The 17,114-nt window shown below is 69.3% G+C and carries 13 protein-coding genes and 1 pseudogene; 6 read left to right on the top strand and 8 right to left on the bottom strand.

Translation table 11 applies throughout. The features are described from left to right. Positions 1-16: 16 nt before the first annotated feature. Positions 17-613, bottom strand: a complete 597-nt coding sequence (locus ABZU72_RS15215) for an NAD(P)H-dependent oxidoreductase (protein WP_355019674.1) — start codon at positions 611-613, stop codon at positions 17-19. A 102-nt stretch (positions 614-715) separates the two neighbouring features. On the opposite strand from ABZU72_RS15215, the gene ABZU72_RS15210 reads away from it, so the two are divergent. Continuing rightward, a complete protein-coding gene (locus ABZU72_RS15210; protein ID WP_355019673.1) occupies positions 716-1,552 on the top strand; it encodes a helix-turn-helix transcriptional regulator in 837 nt (278 codons plus the stop codon). Between the two features lies 1 nt (position 1,553). Here the strand turns inward: ABZU72_RS15210 and ABZU72_RS15205 are convergent, their stop codons facing one another. The 3 genes from ABZU72_RS15205 to sucC form a co-directional block, all read right to left on the bottom strand. Then, positions 1,554-2,225 (bottom strand): LysM peptidoglycan-binding domain-containing protein, encoded by a 672-nt coding sequence (locus ABZU72_RS15205; protein ID WP_355019672.1) that lies wholly within the window; start codon positions 2,223-2,225, stop codon positions 1,554-1,556. A 242-nt stretch (positions 2,226-2,467) separates the two neighbouring features. After that, a complete protein-coding gene (sucD, locus tag ABZU72_RS15200) occupies positions 2,468-3,364 on the bottom strand; it encodes a succinate--CoA ligase subunit alpha (RefSeq protein WP_355019671.1) in 897 nt (298 codons plus the stop codon). 17 nt (positions 3,365-3,381) lie between these two features. Continuing rightward, positions 3,382-4,545, bottom strand: coding sequence for an ADP-forming succinate--CoA ligase subunit beta (sucC, locus tag ABZU72_RS15195; RefSeq protein WP_355019670.1), 1,164 nt, complete (start codon positions 4,543-4,545; stop codon positions 3,382-3,384). 510 nt (positions 4,546-5,055) lie between these two features. On the opposite strand from sucC, the gene ABZU72_RS15190 reads away from it, so the two are divergent. After that, on the top strand, positions 5,056-7,083 hold the full coding sequence (locus ABZU72_RS15190; protein WP_355019669.1) for a peptidoglycan DD-metalloendopeptidase family protein: 2,028 nt from the start codon (positions 5,056-5,058) through the stop codon (positions 7,081-7,083). Positions 7,084-7,214: 131 nt separating this feature from the next. Here ABZU72_RS15190 and pcrA read toward each other — a convergent pair whose 3' ends face one another. After that, positions 7,215-9,674, bottom strand: coding sequence for a DNA helicase PcrA (gene pcrA / locus ABZU72_RS15185; RefSeq protein ID WP_355019668.1), 2,460 nt, complete (start codon positions 9,672-9,674; stop codon positions 7,215-7,217). 61 nt (positions 9,675-9,735) lie between these two features. Next, on the bottom strand, positions 9,736-10,098 hold the full coding sequence (locus ABZU72_RS15180) for a hypothetical protein (RefSeq protein ID WP_160025265.1): 363 nt from the start codon (positions 10,096-10,098) through the stop codon (positions 9,736-9,738). 170 nt (positions 10,099-10,268) lie between these two features. On the opposite strand from ABZU72_RS15180, the gene ABZU72_RS15175 reads away from it, so the two are divergent. Continuing rightward, positions 10,269-12,539, top strand: coding sequence for a bifunctional SulP family inorganic anion transporter/carbonic anhydrase (locus ABZU72_RS15175; protein ID WP_355019667.1), 2,271 nt, complete (start codon positions 10,269-10,271; stop codon positions 12,537-12,539). Between the two features lie 3 nt (positions 12,540-12,542). Here ABZU72_RS15175 and ABZU72_RS15170 read toward each other — a convergent pair whose 3' ends face one another. Both ABZU72_RS15170 and ABZU72_RS15165 read right to left on the bottom strand, forming a co-directional pair. Then, on the bottom strand, positions 12,543-13,190 hold the full coding sequence (locus ABZU72_RS15170; RefSeq protein WP_355019666.1) for a response regulator transcription factor: 648 nt from the start codon (positions 13,188-13,190) through the stop codon (positions 12,543-12,545). Continuing rightward, positions 13,187-14,527, bottom strand: a complete 1,341-nt coding sequence (locus ABZU72_RS15165) for a PspC domain-containing protein (RefSeq protein WP_355019665.1) — start codon at positions 14,525-14,527, stop codon at positions 13,187-13,189. Before ABZU72_RS15165 ends, ABZU72_RS15170 begins: the two co-directional genes overlap by 4 nt. 124 nt (positions 14,528-14,651) lie before the next feature. Here ABZU72_RS15165 and ABZU72_RS15160 point away from each other — a divergent pair, with 124 nt between their 5' ends. The 3 genes and pseudogenes from ABZU72_RS15160 to ABZU72_RS15150 form a co-directional block, all read left to right on the top strand. Further along, positions 14,652-15,950, top strand: coding sequence for a PspC domain-containing protein (locus ABZU72_RS15160; protein WP_355019664.1), 1,299 nt, complete (start codon positions 14,652-14,654; stop codon positions 15,948-15,950). Next, on the top strand, positions 15,947-16,201 hold the full coding sequence (locus ABZU72_RS15155; protein ID WP_355019663.1) for a hypothetical protein: 255 nt from the start codon (positions 15,947-15,949) through the stop codon (positions 16,199-16,201). Before ABZU72_RS15160 ends, ABZU72_RS15155 begins: the two co-directional genes overlap by 4 nt. 413 nt (positions 16,202-16,614) lie before the next feature. Continuing rightward, positions 16,615-17,114, top strand: a pseudogene (locus ABZU72_RS15150) (HNH endonuclease); the annotation flags it as partial.

Raw genomic sequence — 17,114 nt, 5'->3', positions numbered from 1 at the left:
CCGGGGCGCCGCCGTCTCATCCGGGGTAGGGCGCGTATCTACGCGCGGTCCGCAGGGCCTCGGCCCACCAGGAGAGCTGGGCGAGCATGCCCTTGGCGTAGACGGCCGAGTCCGGGTCGTTGGGGCGACCGTTCTCGTCGAGGCGCTCCCAGTAGCGCGGGAAGGCGAGACGCGCCTGGAGCGGGTGGGCGTGCAGTTCGGTGAGCACGTTCTCCAGGTGGAGCGCGGCGTGGCGGCCGCCGCTGTCGCCACCGTAGGAGACCAGCGCGACCGGCTTGGCCTGCCACTGGGTGAAGTGCCAGTCCAGGGCCGATTTCAACGAGGCCGGATAGCTGTGGTTGTACTCCGGCGTGACGACGACGAAGCCGTCGGCGGCCTCGAGTGCCTGGGTCAGGTCGCGCTGACCGTCCGGCCGCGGGTAGTCGTCGCCGGCCGCCTTCGGCGACTCGGCGGGCAGGGACAACGGGATCTCATGGTCGGCCAGGTCGATCAGCTCGACGTCGAGACCGCCGTACGCCTCGGCCTGCTCGGCCATCCAGGAGCCGAAGATCGGGCCGCCGCGGCCTTCCCGGACGCTGGCGGTGATGACTGCGATACGTAGTGGTGTGTTCATGCCGTCCAGGTTCACGCGGATCGGCGGCCGGCGGGAGACCGAGCCGAGGCTGGCCCCAGCAGGGCCACCCTGACCGCCTTGCCGGGCCGTAGGCTTGATGACATGCCAGCCAACGCGGGAGCCCTCGGCTCGTACATCCGGGACCGCCGCGACCAGACCACGCCGGAGAGCGTCGGTCTCCCGGAAGGCGTACGTCGCCGGGCACCCGGCCTGCGGCGCTCCGAGCTGGCCACGCTGGCCGGGATCAGCGTCGAGTACCTGGTCCGGATCGAGCAGGGCCGCGACCGGCATCCTTCCCCGCAGGTCCTGCGCGCGATCGGTGACGCGCTCCGCTTCGACGCCGCCGCCCACGAGCACCTGCGCACCCTCGCGATGGCCTCCAGCGGCCAGTGCCTCGGCCCCTTCTCCTCCGGTCGTGACGTACGCCCCGGCGCACGCGCCCTGGTGGAGCAGTTCGAGCCGGGCATCGCCGTGCTCACCAACCGGCTCGGCGACCTGCTGGCCCACACGTCCACGTTCGACCTGCTCGCCCGGCCCCTGGGGATGCTCGACCACGCGGAGCCCAACCTGACCGCGTACGCCTTCCTCCACCCGCGCGCCCGGGAGGCGTTCCCCGACTGGGCGCGGGTGGCCGACGACCTGGTCGCCAACCTCTACCGCGGCCCCAACCCGATCGCCGCGCGGATGATGATCGAGGCGATGTCGGACCGGGCGGGACCGGAGTTCACCGACCGGCTGAGCCGCCACGACCCGCCTCACGGCGGCGTATGGCGTTGGCTGCATCCCGATGCCGGCGAGCTGCGGTTCGACGTCGAGGAGCTCGAGCTTCCGGCGGCCGACAACCAGCAGATCCAGGTGCTGATGCCGGCCGACGACGCCACCGCCGAGGCCCTCGACGCGATGCGGCGCCGCCGCTCGGGCGCCCTGCGCGCGGTCTGACCTACGGGATGTAGAGCTTGTACCCAGGGGGCAGCTTGTCGGGTGCCCTGGTGCCGTTGTAGATCCGCAGCTCCTCCTCGGTGATGCGGAACTTCTTGGCCACGCTCGCGTAGGTGTCTCCGGCGACGGTCGTGTAGACCGTCTCGCCGGTGCCGGGCTGGGGTTTCGGCTTCGGCTTGGGCTTGACCGCCTTGGCCGGAATCTCGATCGTCGCGCCGGCGAGCAGCTTGGTGGGGTCCTCGTAGCCGTTGTGCGCCATCAGCGCATCCGCGGTGACGCCAAACCTCTTGCCGATGCTGACGAACGTGTCACCGGCGACGACCTTGTACTTCTTCAGCTTCGGCTTCGCCGTCGGGATCTTGATCTCGCTCCCCGCCAGCAGCTTGGTGGGATCCTCGTAGCCGTTGTAGGCCATCAGCCCGCCCACCTCGACGCCGAACTTCTTGGCGATGCCGGAGAAGGTGTCACCGGGCGCCACGGTGTACGTCTTCCCGGCAGGCTTTGCGGGCGGGCTCACCACGAGCTCCGCCCCCGCTCGGATCTTGGCGGGGTCGGCGATCTGGTTCCAGGTCGCGAGGTCGCTGACCTTGACGCCGTACTTCCCGGCGATCCGGGAGAGCGTCTCCCCCGGCTGGACGGTGTGGGTCCTCCGGTCGGGCTCCGCCTGAGCCACACTCCGATCCACACCCTGGGTCGGTGCCGGCGCCACCGGCGGCAAACCCACGGCCAACGACGTGATCGAAGCCGAGAACCCGATACCTACGACACCCGAGATCAAACGTGCCATGCGCTTGGCCATGGTCAGCACATTAATCCGTGCGGATGCTCAAGCGTGCGCATTCGGAGCAATTCCGGCAGAGATGCCGACCGCCCCGCGACCATGACGGTCGCGGGGCGGTCAGGAACTGGCGTACGTCAGAGGGACTGCAGGATCTCGCGAGCGAGAGCAGCGGTCTCCGACGGGGTCTTGCCGACCTTGACGCCGGCGGCCTCGAGGGCCTCCTTCTTCGCCTGCGCGGTGCCGGCGGAGCCGGACACGATCGCACCGGCGTGACCCATGGTCTTACCCTCCGGCGCGGTGAAGCCGGCGACGTAGCCGACGACAGGCTTGGAGATGTTCTCCTTGATGTAGGCCGCGGCCCGCTCCTCGGCGTCGCCACCGATCTCACCGATCATGACGATGAGCTTGGTCTCGTCGTCCTTCTCGAACGCCTCGAGGGCGTCGATGTGGGTGGTGCCGATGATCGGGTCACCGCCGATGCCGATGGCGGTGGAGAAGCCGAAGTCCTTCAGCTCGTACATCATCTGGTAGGTCAGCGTGCCCGACTTGGAGACGAGACCGACCGGGCCCTTGCCGGTGATGGTGTGCGGGGTGATGCCGGCCAGCGACTCGCCCGGCGTGATGATGCCGGGGCAGTTCGGGCCGATCATGCGCGTGGCCTTGCCCTGCAGGTAGGACCACACCTCGGCGGTGTCCTGGACCGGGACGCCCTCGGTGATGACCACGATCAGCGGCATCTCGGCGTCGATGGCCTCGATGCAGGCGTCCTTGGTGAACGCCGGCGGCACGAAGAGCACCGACACGTCGGCGCCGGTCTCCTTCATCGCCTCCGCGACCGTGCCGAACACCGGGAGCTCCACGTCGGCGCCCTGGGCGTCCTTGTGGGTGACCGTGGTGCCGGCCTTACGGGCGTTGACGCCACCGACGATCTGGGCGCCCGAGTCGAGCATCAGGGCGGTGTGCTTCGCACCCATGCCGCCGGTGATGCCCTGGACGATGACCTTGCTGTCCTTGTTGAGGTAGATGCTCATGTTTCTCTCTCCTGACCTCAGGCGTTGGCCAGCTCGGCGGCCTTGTCGGCGCCGCCGTCCATGGTGTCGACGATGGTGACCAGCGGGTGGTTGGCCTCACTGAGGATCTGGCGGCCCAGGTCCACGTTGTTGCCGTCCAGACGCACGACGAGCGGCTTGGTGGCCTCGTTGCCGAGGATGTCCAGCGCGCCGACGATGCCCTTGGCGACCTCGTCACACGCGGTGATGCCACCGAAGACGTTCACGAACACGGACTTGACCTGCTCGTCGTTCAGGATGACGTCGAGACCGTCGGCCATGACCTGCGCGTTGGCGCCGCCACCGATGTCGAGGAAGTTGGCGGGCTTGACGCCGCCGTGAGCCTCACCGGCGTACGCGACCACGTCGAGGGTCGACATGACCAGACCCGCGCCGTTGCCGATGATGCCGACCTGGCCGTCGAGCTTGACGTAGTTGAGGCCCTTGTCCTTGGCCTTGGCCTCGAGCGGGTCCTCCTCGTCACGGATGACGAACTGCTCGTGGTCCTCGTGGCGGATCTCGGAGGCGTTCTCGTCCAGCGACACCTTGCCGTCCAGGGCCTCCAGCTTGTCGCCCTCGAGGCGAGCCAGCGGGTTGACCTCGACGAGCGTCGCGTCCTCCTCGGTGAACACCGTGTAGAGGCTCTGGATCATCGCGACGGCCTGCTCGAAGACGGGCTCCGGGAAGCCGCACTCGGTCGCGATCTCGCGCGCCTTGGCCTCGTCGACACCCTTGCCGGGGTCGATGCCGATCTTCTTCACGGCGTCGGGGTTGGTCTTGGCGACCTCCTCGATCTCCACACCACCCTCGACAGACGCGATGCAGAGGTACTGCCGGTTCGACCGGTCCAGCAGGAAGGAGAAGTAGTACTCCTCCACCGGCGGGGTCGCCGGCGTGATCAGCACCCGGTTGACACGCAGGCCCTTGATCTCCATACCGAGGATGTTCGAGGCGTGCTCGAACGCCTCGTCCGCGGTCTTGGCCAGCTTCACGCCGCCGGCCTTGCCTCGGCCACCGGCCTTGACCTGCGCCTTGACGACGCAGAAGCCGATCTCCTCGGCGGCCTTCCTGGCTTCCTCAGCCGTCTCGACGACGACACCTTCGGTCACGGCGACGCCGTGCTTGGCGAAGAGCTTCTTCGCCTGGTACTCCATGAGATCCACTGATCCACCTGGTCTGTGTGTTGCGGTACGGGGGCCGTACCGCATTGATCAGCGGTCGACGCCCTCGTCTTCAGATGTGTCCGTCCAGCACCATAGACCCCGCCGAGCCGGACTTACGAGCCCAGGGCACACGACGTGACGTACGCCACTAGCGGAGCGTGGGGCCGGACACACCGGACATATACCAACAAATTGGCAACCTTGGGTAACAGTCCGTAGCCCTACGTAGTGACCCCCGTTTGACCCCGTACGACGCGGCCCGAGGCCCGGGGGCCAGCAGGTTTTGACACCGTATCGAGGCTCAAATGGGCCGATGACACGCGTTTCGGGTGACATGAATAAGTCGCAATCGAGTTCCGAATCTGGCGGAAATACGCAGATCAGCGACTGATTCGGCCACAGCCGTTGGTGAAATCAGCGAAACGGGCGTGCCACATTTCTTGACCGCGCCCTCCGGTCCGTTACAGTCATGGCTCGCCGTCTGACCCCGAACAGCGGAGATATGAACTGATGGGCAACCACCGAGCCGACGTCACAAGTGACAGTCCGCGTTCGGTCACCCCTTCCCCCGGAGCAACCACGAGCAGCAGCAGCTACGTTGGGAAGCGGCGCGCAGCGCCGGCGACCGACAGCCCTGCCTCCAGGCCTGCCCCGCGGGCGACCGGATCGACCTCCTACGTCGGGAAGCGGCGCGCCGCGCCGTCCCCCGCCGTTGGGACCGCGAAGCCATCCCCCGCCCCTGAGATTCCCGAGGAGCCGGTCGCCAAGGCCCGGCCCAACCGTGTGGTCCTCGAGCAGACCGGCAAGCTGCCGGTCGTCGGGTCCCCGCGCACCGACGAGGCCCACGACGGCCGCATCTCGACGGGTGAGCTGCGTGCTCTCGTCGAGGGCGACGGCCCGTCCTTCCCGGCCTCGTTCCCGACGCCGCCGCCCTTCGCGGCGACCCCGATCGTGCCCGTGCAGCGCCGGGCGGCCCAGATCGACCCGGTCCTGGCCGACCTGCTCTCCTCGATGGGCATCGACCCGGACAAGGTGACCCCCGAGGTGCTCGAAGACCTCGGCGTCGGAGGCATGACGACCTCCGAGCTCACCATGTTCCTCACCCAGCCGACCAAGCCCGCGCCGACCAAGGCGACGTCGAGCAGGTCGGTCTCGACCAAGACGCCGCCGCGCGGCGTTCCGGCCGTTCCCGCAGCTCCGGCAGTTCCCGCGCCGGTGCTTCCCGAGCCGGTGGCGCCCGTCGCCCCGGTCGCTTCTGTCGTTCCTGAGCCGACCTTCCAGGCGCCCGAGCCGACGCACACGCCGAAGCCGCTGCGGATGGCCAACACGTTCGCGCCGCTGACCGGCAAGATCCGCGCTGTGCGCGAGGCCCGCCAGATCCCGGCTCCGCCGGTGGCGCCGGCTGCTCCGGCCTACGAGCCGGAGATCCAGGAGCCCCGCGGGTTCCAGGAGGCGTTCGACGCGCCGCCGACGTCGTTCAAGATCGACACGACCTCGTTCCCGGCCCCGCCGGTGTCCCTGCCGCAGCAGATCGACTTCGACTCGATGGCGATCGACCTCCCGGCCGAGACCTACACCGTGGATGCGCCCTACTACGAGGCGCCGCAGCCCCACGAGGCGTACTACCAGGACGACTACGCCGACGGCTACGACAGCGACCCGCAGCAGGCCGAGACCTACTTCCGCGCCGACACCGGCAGCATCGACCTGCCGAGCATCAGCGAGATCGCGACGTACCGGCCCGAGCTGCACGACCTTCCGGCCGTCGAGACCACCGGCACGATGGTCGGCATCGGCGGCCCCACCCGTCCCCGCACCCGGCGCGCCGCCGCTGCGGCGGCCGGTGGCCGCCCGACGGTCCCTCTGACCGCCGGCGCCGCTGCTCTCGCCGCCGCCATCGGTGGCATCGCGCTGACCGGCGGCCCGACGATGGTCGCCGCTGATGACGTACGCCTCGTCGGCGCCACCGCGCTCGGTGGCGACAGCGACATGGTCGTCGTCGGTGACCGCTCCGCGACCGTCACCCGCAACGACGAGCGCTCCGAGGCCGACACCGCGGCGAGCGACCGCGAGAAGGCGCTCCAGGGCGTCGACGTCCAGGCCGACAAGCAGGACAAGTTCCTCAAGTCGAACATGTGGGAGCTGCCGATCCCGGCGGGCGTCTACCGCATCACCGGCACCTTCGGCTCCTCGGGCTCCAACTGGTCCAGCACCCACACGGGTCTCGACTTCGCGGCCCCCTACGGCACGCCGATCCACGCGATCGCCCGCGGCACGGTCACCGAGACCGCCTGGGGCGGGGCGTACGGAAACCGGACGATCATCACCCTCGAGGACGGCACCGAGATCTGGTACTGCCACCAGAGTGACTACGGCGTCTCCGTCGGCCAGACGGTCTCCCCCGGCGAGGTCATCGGCTACGTCGGCTCGACCGGAAACTCCACCGGCAACCACCTCCACGTGGAGGTCCGCCCCGGTGGTGGTGACGCCGTCGACCCCGACGCCGCCCTCAACGAGCACGGCGTCGACCCCAGCTGACGTCGAGTCGGCGCATCCTGACCGAAAAACCCGCCGAGTCGGCTCGTCATGACGAGCCGACTCGGCGGCATTTCGGGTGAGAACGAGCCGACTCGACGCTGATCTCTGTCAGGACGAGCCGACTCGGCGTGTCAGAGCTTCTCGACGGGCGCGTAGCGGAGCAGGAGGCGCTTGACGCCAGTGTCGCCGAAGTCGATGCTCGCTACCTGCTTGTCGCCCGAGCCTTCGATGGTGACGACGGTGCCGAGGCCGAAGGAGTCGTGGGTGACCCGGTCGCCCGGGTCGAGCGAGGGCACCTCACGGGCCGGCTTCGACTTGGCGGCGACGTCGGCGCGCAGCGCGGCCGAGGAGAAGTTGCGGCGGCCGGCGGCCGTGGGCTGGCCGAGACGCTGGCCGCCACCCCAGCTGTCGTTGGCGAAGTTCGGCCGGCCCCACGAGGACATCTCCTTCTCCGTACGCCGCCAGTCGACCAGGTCGACCGGGAGCTCGTCGAGGAAGCGGCTGCCGGGGTTGTGCGAGGGCGCGCCCCAGGCGGACCGAACGACGGCACGCGAGATGAAGAGCCGCTTCTCGGCGCGGGTGATCCCGACGTACGCCAGGCGGCGCTCCTCCTCGAGCTCGGTGCCGTCACCGAGGGCTCGGGAGTGCGGGAAGACGCCGTCCTCCATGCCGGTGAGGAAGACCGCGGGGAACTCCAGACCCTTGGCGGTGTGGAGCGTCATCAGGGTGACCACGCCGTCCTCGTCGTCGGGGATCTGGTCTGTGTCGGCGACCAGGGCGACCCGCTCCAGGAAGTCGCGGAGCCCGGGCACGACGGTGCCGGCGTCGACGTCGGCCGGGTCGGCGCTCGGGGCCGCGACCGGGTCGTCGGAGAACTCACGGGCCACAGCGACGAGCTCGGCGAGGTTCTCCACGCGGGTCTCGTCCTGCGGGTCGTCGGACTCCTCGAGCGAGGCGAGGTAGCCCGATCGGTCGAGCACCGTCTCCAGGATGACGTCGGCCCGCTCGCCGGCGGCGACCATCTGCAGCAGCTCTTCGACCATCGCGACGAAGGCCTTGATGTTGGTCAGGCTGCGGGTGGCCAGACCGGGGGCGTCCTCAGCCTTCTGTAGCGCATCCCAGAAGGTCAGGCCGTCGCGCTCGGCCAGCGCGTTGACGCAGGCCACGGCGCGGTCGCCGATGCCCCGCTTGGGGGTGTTGAGGATCCTTCGGAGCGAGACCTGGTCGTCGGGGTTGGCCAGGGTGCGCAGGTAGGCCAGCGCGTCGCGTACTTCCTTGCGCTCGTAGAAGCGCACACCGCCGACGACCTTGTAGGGCTGGCCGGTGCGGATGAACACCTCCTCGAAGACACGCGACTGGGCGTTGGTGCGGTAGAAGACGGCGACGTCGGCGGCCTTGAGTCCACCGTCGACGAGCTTGTCGATCTCGTCGGAGACGAACCGGGCCTCGTCACGTTCGTCGTCGGCGACGTAGCCGACGATGCGGTCACCGTTGCCGGCGTCGCTCCACAGCGCCTTCTCCTTGCGACCCTTGTTGTGCTTGATGACCGCGTTGGCGGCGGTGAGGATCGTCTGCGTGGAGCGGTAGTTCTGCTCCAGCAGGATCGTGGTCGCGTTGGGGAAGTCCTGCTCGAAGTCGAGGATGTTGCGGATGTTGGCGCCGCGGAAGGCGTAGATCGACTGGTCGGCGTCACCGACCACCATCAGCTCGGCCGGCTCGGCGCGAGGGGTGTCCTGGACGTAGGTGTCGGTCAGCGCGGTGTCGTCCATCCGGTCGGCGCAGAGCTCGTGGACCAGGGCGTACTGAGCGTGGTTGGTGTCCTGGTATTCGTCCACCAGCACATGCCGGAAGCGACGCCGGTAGACCTCGCGCACCTCCGGGTAGGTCCGGAAGAGCTCGACGGTCGACATGATCAGGTCGTCGAAGTCGAGGGCGTTCGCCTGCCGCAGACGCTTCTGATACTCCTTGTAGGCCGCCACATAGGTCTGCTCGAGGTGGTTGCGCGCGTCCTTCTCGGCCGCCTCGACGTCGCGCAGCTCGTTCTTCTGGTCGCTGACCCAGTTGAGCACCTGACCGGGCTGGTAATGACGCGGGTCGAGGTCGAGGTCGCTGAGCACCAGCTGCATCAGCCGCTTCTGGTCCTGGGCGTCGTAGATGGAGAAGTTGGACTTCAGCCCGACCTTGTCGATCTCCTTGCGGAGGATCCGCACGCAGGCGCTGTGGAACGTGGAGACCCACATGATCCGGGCGCGCTTGCCGACCAGGGCCTCGACGCGCTCCTTCATCTCGGCCGCGGCCTTGTTGGTGAAGGTGATCGCCAGGATGCTGCCGGGGTGGGCGCCGCGCTGCGAGATCAGCCACGCGATCCGTCGGGTCAGCACCCGGGTCTTGCCCGACCCTGCTCCCGCGACGACCAGGAGGGGCGCCCCCTGGTGCTGCACGGCGGCCTTCTGGGGCTCGTTGAGCCCGTCGAGGAGCTCCTCCGTGCTCGGGCCACGCCGTTTCGTACGCGGCTCGTCGGCCGGCTGCGCCGAGGCGAAGGCCTCGAGGCCCGGAATGGTTGCGACAGGGGTCTGGTCAGGCGTACTCATGCTGGCTCCAGCCTAGAGTGCGCCACCGACAAGTCGCGGGTCGGCGGGCCCGGTGGGATCGTCAGGCAGCGACGTGCGCGGAGGACCAGAAGACCGCCACGCAGACGTTGATGATCGTCAGCCCGAAGATCGTCCAGTAGAGCCCGTCGGAGATCTTGGGCTTTCGCAGCTGCGACATCACCAGGCCGAGGATGACCAGGCCGATCACGAGCTTCACGCCGACCTTGGCGTGGTCGACCGGACCGTCGCCCATCTCGAGGACGCCGACGAGCAGCAGACCGGCGAGGAAGGCGGTGCCGGAGCCGTCGCGCATGAGGCCGTTGGCGACCTTGTCAGGGGCCTTGATCTGCACCAGCAGGCCGCCGAAGAGCGCTGCGAAGCCGAGCAGGTGAATGACGAGCAGGATGTGCCGCACGATCTCCATGCGCAAAGACTAGAGCCACCGCCTCGGAGCCCGCCACGCGGTACCGGTTCGGCACGTTTTCGAACGATCACACGATTTTGGTCACATTCGCCTTGGGGAATTCGGCGACGTCTGCCTACTCTCACCGTGACCGCCACCATCGCTCTCGGCTCCGCAAGGAGGATTCTGACGTGTCATCACCTCGCCCGACCCTGCCCACCGGCGGGTCCAGACCGCTCGATCAGCTCCGCCAGACCATTCGCTTCGACGTACCGGCCTCGCTGGTCGTCTTCCTCGTCGCCGTGCCGCTCTCGCTCGGCATCGCCGTCGCCTCCGGTGCGCCTGTCGCCGCGGGCCTGATCGCCGCCGCAGCGGGCGGCATCGTTGCCGGCCTCTTCGGCGGCTCACCACTGCAGGTCAGCGGCCCGGCCGCAGGTCTCACCGTCGTCGTCGCAGAGACGGTCGCCGAGTTCGGTTGGGAGGCGACCTGTGCGATCACGGTGATGGCAGGAATTCTCCAGGTCGTGCTCGGTGCCACCCGGCTCGGGCGCTACGCGCTGGCGATCTCGCCGACCGTGGTCAGCGCGATGCTGGCCGCGATCGGGATCTCGATCGTCCTCGGCCAGCTCAACGTCGCTCTCGGCGGCCGCTCCCAGCCCAGCGCGTTCGAGAACCTCGAGCACATCGTCGGCAACGCGCAGGAGCCCAACATCCACGCCATCCTGGCCGGGCTCGGGGTGATCGGCATCCTGCTCGTCTGGCCCCGGCTACCCCAGCGGGTCCGCGCGGTGCCCGGCCAGCTGGTCGCCATCGTCGCGCTCACCCTGCTCGCCGCGGCATGGCTGCCCGGCGCCGAGCGGGTCGAGCTCGGTGGTGACCTGCTCGACGAGATCGGCTCGGTCGCGCTTCCCGAGGGCACCCCGCTCGCGGTGGCCGGCGCGGTGCTCACCGTCGCCCTGATCGCGAGCGTCGAGAGCCTGCTCTCGGCGGTCGCCGTCGACAAGCTGCACGGCGGCCCGCGCAGCAACCTCAACCGCGAGCTCATCGGCCAGGGCCTGGCCAACTCCGCATCCGGTGCCCTCGGCGGCCTCCCCGTCACCGGCGTCATCGTGCGCAGCTCGACCAACGTCGCCGCAGGGGCCCGCACCCGCGCGTCCGCGATCCTGCACGGCGTCTGGGTGCTCCTCTTCGCGCTCGTCCTGGTCGGACTCGTGGAGCAGATCCCGCTCGCCGCCCTGGCCGGGCTGCTGATCATGATGGGCACCGGCCTGGTCCGGCCCGCCGACATCTCCCAGGCGCACGCCCGCGGCGAGCTGTGGATCTACGGCCTCACCATCGCGGGAGTGCTCGCGCTCAACCTCATCGAGGGCGTCCTGATCGGGTTGGTCGCCGCTCTGGTCCTGGTGCTGTGGCGGCTGGTCCATGTGCGGATCGACGTACGCCCGGCAGGCCTGGCCCCCGACGGCCGCGAGAAGTGGCTGGTCGAGGTGCACGGCAGCCTCTCGTTCCTGGCGACACCGAAGCTGGTGAGCCGGCTTGACGCGATCCCGGAGGGCCAGGTCGTCGAGCTCGACCTCCTCGTCGACTACCTCGATCCGGCCGGGCGCGACCAGCTCGACCATTGGCGTGTCCGCTACGAGGCTGCCGGCGGCACCGTGCTCGTGGAGCACTCCGGACCGCACGGCGAAGAGGCCCCGCGTCAGGAGCGCGCTCTCAAGGCGCCTCCGATCAGCCCCCGCGGCCTGCTGCCGTGGAGCGCCTGGCAGGACGTACGTGCCGACCGCATCGACGGGCACCACCCGCTGGCCCTCGGCGTCCGGGAGTATCACCGCCGCCACGCGGCACCGCTGCGCCCGGTCTACCAAGGGCTGGCCGACGGTCAGGAGCCGCACGCGGTCTTCCTGACCTGCGTCGACTCCCGGGTGGTGCCGAACCTGATCACGTCGAGCGGCCCGGGCGACCTGCTGACCGTGCGCACCATGGGCAACCTCGTGCCCGAGCCCGGTAGCCCGGACAGCTCGGTCGCGGCGCCGATGCTCTTCGGCGTGGACGACCTCGGCATCAACACCGTCGTCGTCTGCGGTCACTCCCGCTGCGGGGCGATCACCTCGGCTTTGGAGAGCACCCGTGCCGGGGAAGTGCCCGCCGGACCGGTCGGCGACTGGCTACGTCACGCCGCTCCGGCGATCCAGGAGTGGCAGACCGGGCACCCGGTCGGCGCCGCTGCCGCCGCGGCCGGCCGGAGCGAGGTCGACCAGGTCTCCCAGGTCAACGTCGCGGTGATGATCGACCGTCTCGGGGAGATCCTGGCAGGCCGGGACGTACGTCTCGTGGGGCTGTTCCTCGACATCTCCGACGGGAAGCTGCAGATCCTGCGCGGAGACGGGTTCACGACACTCACCGACGCCGAGACCGACGAGCTCGCCCACCTGATGGACGCTCGCCCGCCGGAGCCGGCCTAAGCCCTAGAGCAGGCGGCGATCGTTGGCCCAGCGAGTGAGCTCGTGACGGCTCGACAGCTGCAGCTTGCGCAGCACGTTGGACATGTGGGTCTCGACCGTCTTGATCGAGATGAACAGCTCGCCGGCGACCTCCTTGTAGGAGTAGCCGCGGGCGATGAGGCGCATCACCTCGCGCTCTCGTTCGGTCAGGCGGTCGAGATCCTCGTCGATGTCGGCGATGGCGATGGTGCCGGCGAAGGCGTCGAGCACGAAGCCGGCCAGGCGCGGCGAGAAGACCGCGTCTCCTCCGGAGACCCGCTGGATCGCGGCAACCAGCTCGGAGCCGGTGATGGTCTTGGTGACGTAGCCCCGGGCACCGCCGCGGATGGTGCCGATGACGTCCTCGGCCGCGTCGGAGACCGACAGCGCGAGGTAGCGCGGCGAGCCGTCGACGGCGGGCGCCTTGCGCATCACCTCGACACCGCCGCCACCGGGAAGATGTACGTCGAGCAGCACCACGTCGGGCTTGCCCGCGGCGATCGCCTTGACCGCGGTGTCGACATCCTCGGCCTCCCCGACGATCCGGATCACCGGCGACCGGCTCAGCTCGGCGCGTACGCCGGTGCGGAACATCGCATGGTCGTCGACGATGACGACCTTGACCTCACTCATCGTCGTTCCTCTCCAGAATGTGTATTGCCGGTCCGCGGCTGCTTCAGCCGCACCTCGGTGCCCTCTCCCGGAGACGATCTCACCACAGCGCTGCCGCCGTGTCGCGACATCCGGTCGATGATGCTGTCGCGTACGCCGTGCCGGTCGGCGGAGATCTCGTCGACGACGAAGCCCGCTCCCCGGTCGCGGACGAAGACCTCGAAGGCCTCCTCGGTCGCCTCAGCGTAGACGTCGACCCGTCCGGTGCCGGCGTGCTTGGCGGCGTTGGTGACCGCCTCGCGGGTGGCGGCGACGATCGGGCGCACCGTCTCGTCGAAGGGGCCATCGCCGACGACCACCACGTCGACGGTCACGCCGTGGGCGTCCTCGACCTCGGCGGTGGCCGCCTTCAGCGCGGCCGCGAACGTCTCGTCTGCCTCGGCCGGGGTCGAGAAGAGCCACTCTCGCAAGTCGCGCTCCTGGGCGCGGGCCAGCTTCTGCACCATCGCGGGATCGCCGGAGTTGCGCTGGATCAGGGCGAGGGTCTGGAGGACGGAGTCGTGCAGGTGAGCGGCCATGTCGGCGCGCTCCTGGCTCCGGATCCGCTCCTCGCGCTCGCTGCCGAGGTCGCTGGCGAGCTGGTGCATCCACGGCCCGACGACGAGGAAGCCCGCGCCGAGCACGATCAGCCCGGCGATGATCAGCGCGGTGGCGTTGCCGAAGTCGAGCTGGCCGCCGGCGAGGATCACCGCGAAGAGCATCAGCCCGACGCCGACCCCGACCCGAACGTACGCCCGCCAGCCGCCCTTGCCGAAGACCATCCGGACCAGGTCGAGGCGTCCGGTGCCGTCGATCCAGCGCTCCCGCTGGGCGGCGTCGGCCTGGCGCCACAGCAGCGCGACACCGGCGACGCCGAGCATCGCCGGCCAGATCAGCGCACCGGCACCGAGCAAGGTGTCGAAGAGCACCACGGCACCGAATCCGAGGGCGAGCAGCGCGATCGCCGGGCCCTTGTCGACGCCGCCCGAACGCGCGGCGGGGCGGCGGCCACCGCGGGTCGCGCTCTCACCGCCGGGCGTGGACTGCTCCAGGAGGGGCGCGGCGGGGACGAAGATCCACAGGGCGGCGTAGAGGAGAACGCCGAAGCCGCTGAACACGGCGGTCACCACGAAGAACGCGCGCACGGCGAGCACCGGCAGGCCGAGGTGTTCGGCCAGGCCCGCGGCCACGCCGCCGATCACCGACGCGTCGGTGTCGCGGTAGGCGCGGCGTACTGCTGAAGCGGAGCCCGAAGCCATAGGCCCTGCGCGCTCCGGGGGCGGTGCCGGCAGCTCCGCCGTGGCATGGGTTGTCGTCATGATGACATCCATCGTCACACCAACCGCGGGTGTATGCCATGAGGATTCACCCTGATCCTTGCGCATCGAGAACTCAGGGCCGTCCCTGATGGTCTGCAGGGTGTTGAGGAGTCAGAGTAGGGGTGTGACGATCCCGCCCGAGGCACCCCTGCCTCCCAACCAGGAGCCGCCCTCGCCTGCCTCCGAGGAGCGCGCCCGCCCCAGTGTCGAGCAGCTGCGCAACCTCAGTGGCCTGCGGCGTACGACCCATGCCTCTCCGGAGGGACGGCACATCGCCGGCGTCGCGGGTGGGATCGCACGCCACTTCGACGTCGACCCGCTGCTGGTGCGGGTGCTGCTGGTCGTGGCGGTGTTCTTCGGGGGCGCCGGCGGGATCGTGTACGTCGCGGCCTGGGTGCTGGTGCCCGAGGAGGGTGCCGAGGACGGGATGATCCCCGTCGGGCCACCTGCCCGCAACCTCCTGCTCTGGATCGCCGGCGGGATCGCGGCGATCTCGCTGCTCGGCGACGCGTTCGGCGACACCAGCGTCCCCTGGTTCTGGCTCGCGGTGCTCGGGGTGGTCGCGCTCTGGTACACCAACCGCGGCAAGTGGGGCCGCAAGCGTGGCGGACCACCCCCGTCTCCGGCTTCGTCACCTGCACCCACGAGCATGGACGTCTCCGCAGCTCAGGCGCGTACTCTTCCGGCGCCGTGGCCCCCCGGATCCTACGATCCCAACGCGCCTGTCACCCTGGCTGGTCAGCGGCGCCCGCCGCTGCTGTTCGGCCGCGCCATCGCGGTCGCCGCGCTGGTGGTCGGTGTCCTCGGGCTCGTCGACGTCGCCGACTGGACGCCGGTCCCGACCAGCGCCTACCCGGCCGCACTGCTCGCCGTCTTCGGTGGCTTCCTCGTGCTCGGCGCCTTCTGGGGCCGGGCCGGCGGGCTGATCTTCCTCGGGCTGCTCGCTCTCGCCGCGCTACCGCTCACCATGATCGACCCGTCGAACATCGACACCGGCAGCAGCATCGAGTCCCATCCGCGGAACGTCGCGACGCTGGAGTCGTCCTACCAGGTCGATGCCGGGGAGATCCTGCTTGACATGAGCGCCATCGACGCGAAGACGCTCGAGGGCCGCGAGCTCGACATCAACAGCTCCTTCGGCGAGATCACGGTGATCGTCCCCGACGACGCCACCGTCGCCGTCGACGCCTCGGTCGGCACCCTCGGTGAGGCGCAGGTCTTCGACGAGACCCGCAGCGACGTCGGCGGGTTCAACCTGGCCCGCACTCACGTGGCCGGCGAAAAAGGCAGCGAGCCTGGTCTCGCCGATGACGCCGACCTCCAGCTGACCGCCACGGCCGATGTCGGTGCGATCAACGTCTACGAGGAGAGCGACCCCCGAGCCGCCGCCTTCGTCGGAACGGCCGAGAGGAGCAACCCGTGAGCTACGACTACGCCCCACCGCCACGCTTCGAGGACCAGGCTCAACCGCCGAAGCGCACCGGCCGGCACCCGGTCAACATCGGCCACCTCGTCATGGGCCTCGCCTTCCTCGTCTTCGTCGTCGTGTGGGCACTGATCGTCAGTGGCACCGTTGTCATTCACAGCATCGAGGACCTCCGCTGGCTCCTCCCGCTCCCGTGGATCGTCGGCGGCTCCATCGGTCTCCTCGCGGCGCTGCTCAGGAAGAACTGACCTAGGGATCTTTCGCGGGGACGTTTGGCGTCTCTGCGGGATCGTTCTTCGGGGTTGGTCTGGGCCGCCGACCCGTTCTTGGAGGGTCTTCTCGATCCGATCCGGCGTCAAGGACGCCCTTCGGGCGCCGGCTTCGCCGGCCGCTTCGCGGTCCTGGACTCCGGACCAGATCGAGAAAAGATTTGGCTGGCTATCGGGGCGGCGGCCCGGGTGTGGCGCAGCGGAATCGTTGCTCGAAAGGTCGGGGTCGAGGGGTGCGCGGGTGGCCCTTCGGGCCACTTACCATCCACAGATGCTAGGCCGTTCACTCACCGCGAAAATGGTGGTTGACCTGGGAAAATAGATAGCCAGGGACGGGCTGGAGGCGTAGAATCAGACTCATCACAGCACACCTCTGAAGGGGAGGATGGGCGATGAGTCTCGGCCGCTCGATCGACCACTGGGGCACCAACCCCGGCGACGCGATCGACGCTGCCTTGAAGACCATCGAGACCGCCCTCCAAGACCTGCTGGCAACAGATCCCGCCTACTGGCGCACCGAGCAGAAGAAGGACCTGCTGGAACGCTTGGAGAAACTCCAGGCCCAGCAGGCCGCGCTCAAGCTGCGGGTGCTCGCGTCCGCCGGCGATATCGCTGAAGAGACCGGTGCCAAAGACGCGTCCGACTGGATGCGGGCCGAGTTGTTGGTCGACAAGGCCGTGGCCCGCTCTCAGATCAAACTCGCGACCGGTGTCGCGAAGTACGACCTGGTCGCCGCCGGTCTCGCTGAGGGTGTCGTGTCCCAGGACAAGGCCAGGGTGATCACCAAAGCGCTCGAGAAGATCGAGACCAACCCCGTCGCCAGCACTGAAGACCTGATCCTGGCCGAGAAGCTGCTGGTCGACTACGCCACCCGGCTGACGGCCAACGAACT

The sequence above is a fragment of the Nocardioides sp. NPDC004968 genome (assembly GCF_040608935.1).
In the GTDB taxonomy this organism is placed as follows: domain Bacteria; phylum Actinomycetota; class Actinomycetes; order Propionibacteriales; family Nocardioidaceae; genus Nocardioides.
This window is presented reverse-complemented; position numbering and strand designations above follow the sequence as displayed.

Excerpts from the sequence above, each read along its gene's own strand:
- ABZU72_RS15215 (WP_355019674.1), bottom strand. The coding sequence starts at position 613 with ATGAACACACCACTACGTATCGCAGTCATCACCGCCAGCGTCCGGGAA.
- ABZU72_RS15210 (WP_355019673.1), top strand. The coding sequence starts at position 716 with ATGCCAGCCAACGCGGGAGCCCTCGGCTCGTACATCCGGGACCGCCGC.
- sucD (WP_355019671.1), bottom strand. The coding sequence starts at position 3,364 with ATGAGCATCTACCTCAACAAGGACAGCAAGGTCATCGTCCAGGGCATC.
- ABZU72_RS15190 (WP_355019669.1), top strand. The coding sequence starts at position 5,056 with ATGGGCAACCACCGAGCCGACGTCACAAGTGACAGTCCGCGTTCGGTC.
- pcrA (WP_355019668.1), bottom strand. The coding sequence starts at position 9,674 with ATGAGTACGCCTGACCAGACCCCTGTCGCAACCATTCCGGGCCTCGAG.
- ABZU72_RS15180 (WP_160025265.1), bottom strand. The coding sequence starts at position 10,098 with ATGGAGATCGTGCGGCACATCCTGCTCGTCATTCACCTGCTCGGCTTC.
- ABZU72_RS15170 (WP_355019666.1), bottom strand. The coding sequence starts at position 13,190 with ATGAGTGAGGTCAAGGTCGTCATCGTCGACGACCATGCGATGTTCCGC.
- ABZU72_RS15165 (WP_355019665.1), bottom strand. The coding sequence starts at position 14,527 with ATGACGACAACCCATGCCACGGCGGAGCTGCCGGCACCGCCCCCGGAG.